Raw genomic sequence first — 9,929 nt, 5'->3', positions numbered from 1 at the left:
TACCAGGCTTCAAATTGTAGAGAGCCCGACTAGAAATAGTCGGGCTTTTTTACGTCTGCAGAAAAGTAAAATACGCGCAATTAACACACACTCACATCAACACCCATCACGTAGGTCGGGCGATCGTAGCGACTCCCGACGCAAAGAGTGTGTAGCATTTCACTGTGACTCTCCACCGCTGTGGGAACCACGATATTCTGGAAAATTTAAATATAAGGGAATAGCGAACATTACTTACTCGAGGTCCTGCAGTCATAACTCGAACTTAATAGCTCATTACTTAAGTACTAAAGTTTATAGCCAAATCTAAAGGCTATTTAAAATAGTCCGTAAGCTTGGGTTTCTTCACTTTCAGATTCTTCTAGTTGAGCTGGTTTAAATATTACGCTTGGATCAATTAATACACTATGCTTTTGGGGGAGCTTGATTAATCCTAGCATCATATTTTTAGTTTGTGGGTCTAGATCAAAACCAACCTCAGTGAGCTTATCCAGTGGCTTTATGTCTTCTTTTTTATAGTCGATATTATCTTCAACCTTATCTACTAATAAACCAACATGTGGATTTAATCCATCTTTGGTGGTGAAAACAATAATAGGTTTATAGTCTAAGGTTATTTGCTCTTTAGCGGATTCAAATAAACGCTCAAGCTGAATTAGACTACTGCGCTTAATTTTGTCGAGCAGAGCTGATGTGTGTTTATCATCACTTTGATTATGGGCTGCTATGGCTGCTTTCGCTGTTTCTAGTAATGATTGGAAGGGCTCGTCAAGCCGAGACATTGTTAATTTTAAGTCTTCATTGTCGGTGTTGAATTCTTTGTAAAACAAAACAAAATCTTGTAGTTCGGCGTCATTATTTGAAATAGAAGCCGAGCTATTTAATAAGTTACTATGAAGGGTATTAAACCAGTTTAATAGTTTGTCTTGCCATATTCTTAGTTGTTTTAGTACATGCGCATTATTTTGTTCGGTTGAGATATTATTTAAAATAATACCTAAATCAAAAACAGGTGTTGGTGTATCCATATAATCTTTAACACCAATAAAGCTTTTATTATTGTTTGGTAAAGTTGTTAGATTATTGTCAAAGCGCTCAGTTAATAAAATATCGAGTATTTTTAGCGAAATTGTTTTGCAGCCCACTTTAAAGTTTATTAATTCCATGCCTTTATCTTAATTTACCTATTAATGCTTTAAGGATAGAACAAATTAAATAAATAGCTTAAAGATGGATAAAATTTAACAGAGATAGGGCAACTAGAAATTATTAGATGGTGCTAGTGAGGTTTTTTATGGCACGTTTAAATTGATTCTCAAGCTGTTTTTTTCCTAATAATCCTAAGTGTTGAATCACTTTTTCATTACTTTCATTTTGAAGTACTAACTTTATTAAAAGTTGTTTATCAGACTCTGTTAATTGAGATATATAAGAAGGTGACTGGCTCAGTAACTGCCAAAGAGTTGCAGAGATACTAAATTGAGTGAAGTTACTTTTAGTGAGCAGCGCTAATCGCTCGTGAGTCTCTAGGCTTATTAACTCGTCGCTAAATCCTTCAATTATTATATTCACGAGTTGCCAATCTAGTGTTTTAAAGTGTGTTAAAAGAGCATAAAAGAAATCGATTTTAAACTGCTTTTTTAGGGGGTGAAGAATTGTACTTTTGTCGCTTAAGCATTTAACTACAAGCGCCGAATGTTCAGCGGTGCTTTTATCGCGTTGATAACCTAATTTTACAGTATCAAATCCTAGGTTTTGCCAAAAATTAAGTAACTGCGCCGTTGCGCCAAAGCTTGCACCAAGCCAACTACATTGGCTTTTTACCTGTGATTCGCAATAACTAAGTAACTTTTTACCAAGTCCTATATTGTGGGAACTCGGATCAATCGCTATTCGTACAACGCGAGCGCTCAGTTTCGTTAAACAGTCATTATTAAAGCTAAGTTGTGAGAGTGCTTGCGCCATTAAATGTCCTTGCGGACGGCGCTCTCCACTTATAACCTGTAGGGCAAGTTCTTCACTTAAACCACCTTCTATGGCGATTAAGCATACGCCAACTAATTGATTATTAATTTTGCTAATAAATAGTCTTTGCGATGGTGCGTCTAGTAGTTGGCGTAAGTCGTTGACACTACTTTGATAGTGAGCCAGTGCAAGTAGGGCAATAACTTGCTGCAGTAAAGATTCATTGTTTACAAGGGATTGCTGAGTTATTTCGCTATGAACTGGCTGCTCTAATTGATCACTACTTAACTCTATATATTCTGCATCGAGTGCAAGCAAGGTGCGAATGTGCTTCTCGAGGGGATCGTATTTAGCAAAACGCAGTGGCTCATCAAGCGTTACAACTTTAGAGGCTTTATAGTGCGCTTTTATATAGTTACTAAAGCGAATGGTATAACCCCTACCATTTCCTTCATATCCAACTAGAGTGCTTGCAAAGACTATACGAGGATAATGAGCTAGCATTTTTAGTAATAACGGAACAGGGATTGCTGCAGCTTCATCAACGAGTAGTAAATCGCACTCAGGTAGTGTGTTTAATAACGCGTCAGGTGCAACGTAGTGCAAGTTGGCGAGCTGTTTATGTTCAGCGTTGTATTGCAGGCTTAACTCTTGGGCTAAATGTTTAAAGCTGCTATGGGTCGCTTTAAACTGAGTGCTGCAAATAATTACTTTTTTATCAGTTAGTTTTGCCGCGGCTAAGCCAAGTGCTGCCGACTTACCTCTGCCTCTATCGGCATTAATGAGTAAAGGCCTGTTGGCACGGCCGTTAGCTACTTTTACTATTTGCTCAATACAGTTTTGCTGTGGCTCATAATCAATTTTATTATGCATTACATAGCTAGCGTTATTACTAATACAGCCATTTTTTTCACTAAAGTGAAAAGCGGGCGACGGTTTAATAATAGTCGCGAAACGTTGATTAAATAAACTACAGTCAATGGTGTGACCATGTGATTGCACTGTGCTTAATGCGGGATCTTGCCAAGAGGCTAAATCATCTAATTCAGGTAGTAATAAAAACAGTATACCGCCTGCTTTAACGGTGCCGGCAAGTGCTGCAAGTTTATCAGGGTGCAAACCACTAAAACCATCGTAAACAGCATGGGCAAATTCTTGCCCTAAAATTTGGTGTGTGCGAGTAGGCCAGTACGAATTTTTAATCGCGCACTGCTTGGATACAACAAGTGTATTGTTTTCATCTATTAATGAGTTAAGTAATTCACAACACCAAGCTGAGCTGCCAGTAATTAATACTAGCTGGCGATGATACGCGCCAGCTAGTTGTTGTTTTAATTCATTTAGGTGTGTTTTATACCGCTTGTAATCGTGCATAAGCCGTTACTAACCATTTGCTACCAAGGTCGTCAAAGTTAACTTGTACGCGAGATTGCGCGCCACTGCCTTCGTAATTAAGTACGGTACCAACACCAAACTTAGCATGCAAAACTCGTTGCCCTAAGTTAAAGCCACTGTCTTCAAATGCTGCATGGCTAACTGATGCGCTAAAACGCCCGGCGGCAGGTGGACGAGAAACCTGTGTTTTAATACGAATTTCTTCTACGCAGTCTTCAGGGATTTCGCGTAAAAAGCGAGATGGGCTATGGTATTTCTCTTGCCCGTATAAACGGCGACTCTCAGCATGGCTAATGTATAACTTATCCATTGCTCGTGTCATGCCTACATAACAAAGGCGGCGCTCTTCTTCTAAGCGACCCGACTCTTCGTTGCTTTGCTGAGAAGGGAACATGCCTTCTTCTACGCCTACCATAAACACTAGCGGAAACTCTAAGCCTTTAGCTGAGTGAAGCGTCATCATTTGTACGGCGTCTTCGTGTTCTTCTGCTTGTCCTTCACCTGACTCAAGTGACGTATGGGCTAAAAAGCCTTGTAAAGGCGAGCTGTATTCTTCGTCTTCAGGAAGTTCGTACTGGTCACATGCGCTAATTAGCTCTTCTAAGTTTTCTACGCGAGCACGGCCTTTTTCACCTTTTTCAGCTTGGTACATTGCCATCAAGCCTGAGGTTTGAATTGTGTACTTGGCTTGCTCATGCAAAGTTAGATCGCTAATTTTATCTTCTATTTGTTCAACGAGTTCTACAAACTTACTTACTGCACCCGAAGCACGACCAGATAAATGCTGTTGTTCTACAATTGCTTTTGCGGCATACCAAAGCGGTAACGATTCTGCTCGTGCACAGTCGCGTATATGGCTCAATGTTTTGTCGCCAATACCGCGTGCTGGCGTATTAATTACACGCTCAAACGCGGCATCGTCTTGACGATTACCTACTAGGCGTAAGTACGACAACGCATCTTTAATTTCTTGTCGTTCGAAGAATCGCATACCACCATAAATACGGTATTTTAAGCCTTCTTGTAGCATGGCTTCCTCGAGTACACGAGATTGCGCGTTACTACGGTATAAAATTGCTGCATCTTGTAGGGCATTCCCTGCATTTAACCAGCTTCGTAGTTTGCTACTTACAAAGCGTGCTTCGTCTAATTCATTAAATGCTGCATAAATAGAAATTGGCTCGCCATCGTTACCGTCGGTCCATAAGCTTTTACCCATACGCTCTGAGTTATTTTGAATTAATGCATTAGACGCTTTCAAAATAGTTGCAGTTGAACGGTAGTTTTGTTCAAGACGAATGGTTTCTGCGCTAAAGTCAGTTAAAAATCGTTTAATATTTTCGATTTTAGCACCGCGCCAACCGTAAATACTTTGGTCATCGTCGCCTACAATCATGATACTGCTTGTATCGCCTGCAAGTAACTTTAACCATGCATATTGGATGGTATTTGTATCTTGGAACTCGTCTACGAGCATATGTGCAAAGCGTTGCTGATAATGACGCAGTAACGTTGGGTTATTTTTTAACACTTCGTAGCTGCGTAGTAATATTTCGGCAAAATCTACTAGGCCTGCTCTATCACAGGCCTCTTGGTAGGCGGCGTAAACACGCAGCATCATTTGCTCGTTAATATCGTATGCTTGAATATCTTTAGGGCGAAGTGCTTCATCTTTTTTAGCGCTGATGTACCAGCCAAATTGTTTGGCGGGCCATTTTTTATCATCGATATTCATCGATTTTAATAAGCGCTTGATCATCCGAAGTTGATCGTCAGAGTCTAAAATTTGAAAGGCTTCTGGTAAGTTAGCTTCACGGTGATGAGCACGTAAAATACGATGCGACAAACCATGGAACGTACCAATCCACATACCACCTACAGGGGCTTTTAGTGTTTCTTCAACGCGGCTGCGCATTTCTTTAGCCGCTTTATTAGTAAAGGTTACGGCAAAAATACTGTAAGCAGATGCTTGCTCAACTTGCATAAGCCACGCAATACGATGAACTAACACTCGTGTTTTACCAGACCCAGCACCTGCTAATACCAGCATGTTTTGTAGTGGGGCTGCAACGGCATCGCGTTGTTTGTCATTTAAGCCATCGAGTAATTGTGAAACGTCCATCGTTACGCCTTTTTAATCAATATTGTGGGCAGTATAACAGGTGTTTTTGTTAGGCTAAATAAAATACTGTTTTTATAAACAGCTATTTATAAAATAGCCTTAAAAACGAGTAACTTGATAATTTTTTGAACAAACAAAAAAGCGTAAACGCACAATAAAAATTGCTAATTTGACCTAAAGTTAGCAAAATTTACTAACTCTCTAAATCTAGACTAATTTAACTATTTGATTTGTAAGCTTTAATAAATTGGCATAGAGTGTGTAAGTAAATAATTATAAAATCAAATAAATACAGAGGTTAGTATGGCAGATCAAGGTTCTGGCGGTAACGTAATCGCAGCATTATGTAATATATTTTTTCCTGGTTTAGGGCAGTTAGTGCAAGGGCGTATTTTAGCGGCTATATTTTTTGCACTCGCTATTATAATAAGTTACGCACTAATTTATGTGCTTGTAGGTTTTGTACTAGTGCCTATTATTTACTTATGGTCGATTATTGACGCAGCGCGTTATAGATCGCGAAGTTAACTGCTTTAAAGTTGAATAAAATAGCGCCCTTGTGGCGCTATTTTACTTTATATATCCTGTGGTTTGCGGGCGTTTACGTATATAATTACGCAATTAAAGATTTACAGGCAAATCCTATGGAGTATCAATTTATTCGCGACCCTATTAGTGGGCTACGTATTAAAATAAGTAGTGAACACGCTATTATTGGTCGCTGGCTAAACGAAGAAATAGGCAAAGACAAAGTAGCTATGGTGCAAGCGCTTATTGCATCGGTGAGCTCAAGCTATGAGCCGTTAACGCTAAAAGGCCAAGAAATAGATTTAATATTAACCAAAGACGAAGCATTATTTGAAGCCCATGCGCTTCATCAAGACAGCGAAGACCTAATGGCGTATCAAGATGACGATTTAGCGCTTGAAGAAAATGGTTTAAGTAGTGGTTGTGGCTTTGAAGATTTCATTGATTTAATTGATTCATGGGCTGAATTTAGCGGCTCAAAGTAAACTACATATTAAGATAGTGCTGATGCGTTAAGCTTCCTTTATCTGTACTATTACACTAATCAAAAACGACAGGAATGAATATGTCTGCCAATTTAAACAAGCTAGTAGTTATGCTAGAAATGCAAAACGCCATGAACACTAAAGTACATGAGCAATGGTTTACTCAAGGGTTCGAATGGTACCGCGCTATTTGGGTTGAGTGCGCTGAAATGCTGGATCATCATGGTTGGAAATGGTGGAAAAAACAAACACCAGATACTGAACAAGTTATTTTAGAGTTGGTTGATATTTTTCATTTTGGTCTATCGCTTAGAATTGACGGCAAAACTAGCTACGAAGACTTAGCAAAGCAACTTGAAACTGAGCTTAGTAATGCTCAACAAGCGGATGACTTTAAACAAACGCTAGAAATATTAGCGGCTTCCGCCGTTGCAGATAAAACGTTTAATGCCGCTGCCTTTGCCGGCTGTATGGCGCAAATGGGTATGGATATTGATGATTTATATCGCGGCTACGTAGGTAAAAACACGTTAAACTTTTTCCGTCAAGATCATGGCTACAAAGACGGTAGCTACATTAAAGAGTGGAACGGGCAAGAAGATAACGAGCATTTAGTTGAAGTAGTTAAAAGCCTTGATACAGAACATGCAGATTTTGCAAAGTTAGTGTACCAAGGCCTTGAAGCGCGTTACCCAAAAATCTAGCCCACGTAAACTGAGTTAAATAATCTTACGATAGTCGGTAACACTCAGGTAATCGGCTATTTCGTTATGTGGTTGTTGGCTATCAGGGTTAGCAACTGCAAGTAAGTGCTCGATGCCGTATTCTCGTGCGGCATTTAATACCGGCACACTGTCATCTACAAACAAAGTGCGCTGCTTATTAAACCCTAAGTCTTTTTGTACTTGGTGCCACAAACTTTGCTGCTCTTTACTTACTCCATATTCATGAGTAGACACTACACCATCTAGGTAGTTATCAATCGCTGTATGCTCAAATTTCAGCATGACACTCTCAGGGTGGGCGTTGGTAAGTAAAATTAACTCTTTGCCTGCTTTTTTAAGCTCGGTTAAAAAATGAGGTACGTCTTCGCGCATTTTAATTAAATGCTGAGACTCTCGTTTAAGCTCCATTATAGGCAAGTTTAATTGCTGCTCCCAATAATCTAAACAATACCACTGTATTTGACCGCTCACAGCTTGATAGCGTTTTAAAATATCTGCTTTAGCTGCATCTAGGCTAATGCCTCTAGCTAATGCGTGTTGCGCAGGGATAACGTTAAGCCAAAAATGACTGTCGTAATGTAAATCGAGTAATGTTCCATCCATGTCGAGCAAAACGGTATCGATTTTTGACCAATTTAACATAGGAATTTCAACTTATAAGGTTTATTATTGAACTAACTGCCATGATAGCAAATTAACGCCAATGACACAGAAAAAGCACCCAACACCACCACAAATCCTCAGTAACAATGTTGTTGCTAAAAGTCGCCTGTTTACTGTGGAGTCTTTAGAGTTAAAGTTTTCTAATAACGAAGAGCGCCAGTATGAGCGAATTCGCGGCGGTGGCCGGGGAGCAGTGATGATTGTTCCGTTAAGTGCAGATAATGAGTTACTACTTGTACGTGAATACTGTGCGGGCACAAACAATTACCAGTTAGGTTTTCCTAAAGGCTTAATCGATCCGGGCGAAACCCCAGAGCAAGCTGCTAACAGAGAACTTAAAGAAGAAATTGGCTTTGGCGCTGAGTATTTTAAACCATTAAGAACAGTAACAATGGCGCCGAGTTACTTTAATGCCACAATGCATATTTTATTTGCTAAGCAATTATACCCTCAAACCCTTATTGGTGACGAACCAGAGCCGCTAGTTGTTGTTAAGTGGCCATTAACTCAGTGGCAGTCATTATTAGACCAAGAAGATTTTACCGAAGCACGCAGTGTTGCAGCTTTGCTATTATTAGATAAGTATTTAGCGTCTGGAGCTGCCGATGAATAAATTAATCGAACCGTGCATTGAATTAGCTGAGCGTGCTGGCGATGCAATTATGGCCATTTATAAAAAAGGCGATATTGGCCAACAAGAGAAATCAGATAATACGCCTGTTACCAAAGCTGATCTAGCAGCAAATGACGTACTTGTTGCTGGATTAAAAGCACTTGCACCCGATATCCCAATTATGTCGGAAGAAACACCTATACCAGCACTCGCCGACAGACAAGATTGGCAGCGTTATTGGTTGCTCGATCCGATGGATGGTACAGGCGAATTTATTTTAGAAAGTGGCGACTTTGCAGTAAACATTGCATTGATTGAAAATAATCACCCTGTGCTTGGCGTTATTCATTGGCCTGCAAAAGGTGTGACTTATTTTGCTACAGCTAAAAATGGTGCCTTTAAACGTGAAAACTCAATTGATAAGCAAATATCTGTAGCGCCGCCAGAGAGCTTGACGCTTGCAGTGAGCCGCCGCCAAAAAATAGAAGCGGTGAGTCAGTATTTAAATAGTCAGTTTACAACGATTGCTATTGGTTCGTGTTCTTTAAAAGCCTGTACTGTTGCAGAGGGCAAAGCAGATTGTTTTTTAAGAATTGGTCCAACGGGAGAGTGGGATACAGGTGCTTCACAAGTTATTGTTGAAGAAGCCGGTGGTTGTATTACCGATGCAGAATTTAACCCGCTAACGTACAACCAACGCGAGAGTACTGAGAACCCTGACTTTATAGTAATGGGACATCCCGACTGGGAATGGCAAAAAATGATTAATCCACATCAAAGATTGAGCGCAGAGTAGTAATTTGATTGCTTTTTGTTCGGTTGAACAACTTTAATTAGTTTAGGTCTTGCATTAAATGTTTATTCCTATATAGTAGCGCTCTCTTCAAGGCAGGCACGTAAATATTACGAAAATGCTTTAAAGAAATTACAGGCGCGGGATGGAGCAGTCTGGTAGCTCGTCGGGCTCATAACCCGAAGGTCGTCGGTTCAAATCCGGCTCCCGCAACCAATTTCCTTAGGGATTGAGGTTACTGTAAACTCTAACTTAAGAGATAAAATAAAGTAGTCGATAGACTTAAAATATACAGGCGCGGGATGGAGCAGTCTGGTAGCTCGTCGGGCTCATAACCCGAAGGTCGTCGGTTCAAATCCGGCTCCCGCAACCAATTCTTTAATTGGAAGCCAAGTTGTAATGTAAGCAACTTTAAACAAGTCTACAAATTTCAGGCGCGGGATGGAGCAGTCTGGTAGCTCGTCGGGCTCATAACCCGAAGGTCGTCGGTTCAAATCCGGCTCCCGCAACCACTGAGATAAATAAGAATGAAACGGCACGCTTAAAGCGTGTTTTTTTATGTCTAAAATTTGGTGTGTATATTGTGGCTCATAACCCGAAGGTCGTCGGTTCACCTTTTATAAGTTCAGGCTCCCGCAAC

At 40.1% G+C, this 9,929-nt stretch carries 9 protein-coding genes and 3 tRNA genes; 8 read left to right on the top strand and 4 right to left on the bottom strand.

Annotated elements, in window-relative coordinates; genetic code table 11:
- Positions 1-317: 317 nt before the first annotated feature.
- From GQR47_RS19880 to uvrD, 3 genes are all read right to left on the bottom strand, one after another.
- The gene (locus GQR47_RS19880) at positions 318-1,166 is read right to left on the bottom strand and encodes a chemotaxis protein (protein ID WP_165724390.1); all 849 of its coding nucleotides are present in this window, start codon (positions 1,164-1,166) and stop codon (positions 318-320) included.
- Positions 1,167-1,269: 103 nt separating this feature from the next.
- Positions 1,270-3,339 carry a GNAT family N-acetyltransferase gene (locus tag GQR47_RS19875; protein WP_024596423.1) on the bottom strand — a complete coding sequence of 690 codons (2,070 nt, stop codon included), beginning with the start codon at positions 3,337-3,339 and terminating at the stop codon, positions 1,270-1,272.
- A complete protein-coding gene (gene uvrD, locus GQR47_RS19870; RefSeq protein WP_024596422.1) occupies positions 3,317-5,482 on the bottom strand; it encodes a DNA helicase II in 2,166 nt (721 codons plus the stop codon). Before uvrD ends, GQR47_RS19875 begins: the two co-directional genes overlap by 23 nt.
- Before the next feature lie 303 nt (positions 5,483-5,785).
- Between uvrD and GQR47_RS19865 the strand changes: the two genes are divergently transcribed.
- From GQR47_RS19865 to GQR47_RS19855, 3 genes are all read left to right on the top strand, one after another.
- Entirely contained in the window at positions 5,786-6,010 is a 225-nt protein-coding gene (locus tag GQR47_RS19865) for a hypothetical protein (protein WP_002963009.1), read from the top strand.
- A 116-nt stretch (positions 6,011-6,126) separates the two neighbouring features.
- Complete coding sequence (locus tag GQR47_RS19860; protein ID WP_165724389.1) at positions 6,127-6,495, top strand: YacL family protein; 369 nt, start codon at positions 6,127-6,129, stop codon at positions 6,493-6,495.
- Positions 6,496-6,575: 80 nt separating this feature from the next.
- Positions 6,576-7,199, top strand: coding sequence for a dUTP diphosphatase (locus GQR47_RS19855; protein ID WP_024596421.1), 624 nt, complete (start codon positions 6,576-6,578; stop codon positions 7,197-7,199).
- A 15-nt stretch (positions 7,200-7,214) separates the two neighbouring features.
- On the opposite strand, the gene yrfG is transcribed toward GQR47_RS19855, so the two are convergent.
- On the bottom strand, positions 7,215-7,862 hold the full coding sequence (gene yrfG / locus GQR47_RS19850; protein ID WP_165724387.1) for a GMP/IMP nucleotidase: 648 nt from the start codon (positions 7,860-7,862) through the stop codon (positions 7,215-7,217).
- Positions 7,863-7,923: 61 nt separating this feature from the next.
- Between yrfG and nudE the strand changes: the two genes are divergently transcribed.
- The 5 genes from nudE (at position 7,924) to GQR47_RS19825 (ending at position 9,801) form a co-directional block, all read left to right on the top strand.
- Positions 7,924-8,496, top strand: a complete 573-nt coding sequence (gene nudE / locus GQR47_RS19845) for an ADP compounds hydrolase NudE (protein ID WP_154903622.1) — start codon at positions 7,924-7,926, stop codon at positions 8,494-8,496.
- Positions 8,489-9,292 (top strand): 3'(2'),5'-bisphosphate nucleotidase CysQ, encoded by an 804-nt coding sequence (gene cysQ, locus GQR47_RS19840; protein WP_002963016.1) that lies wholly within the window; start codon positions 8,489-8,491, stop codon positions 9,290-9,292. The genes nudE and cysQ overlap by 8 nt, the downstream gene beginning before the upstream one ends.
- Positions 9,293-9,428: 136 nt before the next feature.
- Positions 9,429-9,505: transfer RNA gene (locus GQR47_RS19835), tRNA-Met, on the top strand.
- A gap of 80 nt (positions 9,506-9,585) precedes the next feature.
- Positions 9,586-9,662 (top strand) — tRNA-Met (locus GQR47_RS19830).
- 62 nt (positions 9,663-9,724) lie between these two features.
- Positions 9,725-9,801: transfer RNA gene (locus GQR47_RS19825), tRNA-Met, on the top strand.
- Positions 9,802-9,929 lie beyond the last annotated feature (128 nt).

This window comes from Pseudoalteromonas sp. Z1A2, from assembly GCF_011378755.1.
GTDB classification, from domain to species: Bacteria; Pseudomonadota; Gammaproteobacteria; order Enterobacterales; family Alteromonadaceae; genus Pseudoalteromonas; species Pseudoalteromonas distincta.
Note: the sequence above shows the minus strand (reverse complement) of the source record. Positions and strands in the feature narration are given on the sequence as shown.

Bases quoted from the DNA above. Each gene is read 5' to 3' on its own strand.
- GQR47_RS19865 (WP_002963009.1), top strand. From the start codon at position 5,786: ATGGCAGATCAAGGTTCTGGCGGTAACGTAATCGCAGCATTATGTAAT.
- nudE (WP_154903622.1), top strand. From the start codon at position 7,924: ATGACACAGAAAAAGCACCCAACACCACCACAAATCCTCAGTAACAAT.
- GQR47_RS19860 (WP_165724389.1), top strand. From the start codon at position 6,127: ATGGAGTATCAATTTATTCGCGACCCTATTAGTGGGCTACGTATTAAA.
- cysQ (WP_002963016.1), top strand. From the start codon at position 8,489: ATGAATAAATTAATCGAACCGTGCATTGAATTAGCTGAGCGTGCTGGC.
- GQR47_RS19880 (WP_165724390.1), bottom strand. From the start codon at position 1,166: ATGGAATTAATAAACTTTAAAGTGGGCTGCAAAACAATTTCGCTAAAA.
- uvrD (WP_024596422.1), bottom strand. From the start codon at position 5,482: ATGGACGTTTCACAATTACTCGATGGCTTAAATGACAAACAACGCGAT.
- GQR47_RS19875 (WP_024596423.1), bottom strand. From the start codon at position 3,339: ATGCACGATTACAAGCGGTATAAAACACACCTAAATGAATTAAAACAA.
- GQR47_RS19855 (WP_024596421.1), top strand. From the start codon at position 6,576: ATGTCTGCCAATTTAAACAAGCTAGTAGTTATGCTAGAAATGCAAAAC.
- yrfG (WP_165724387.1), bottom strand. From the start codon at position 7,862: ATGTTAAATTGGTCAAAAATCGATACCGTTTTGCTCGACATGGATGGA.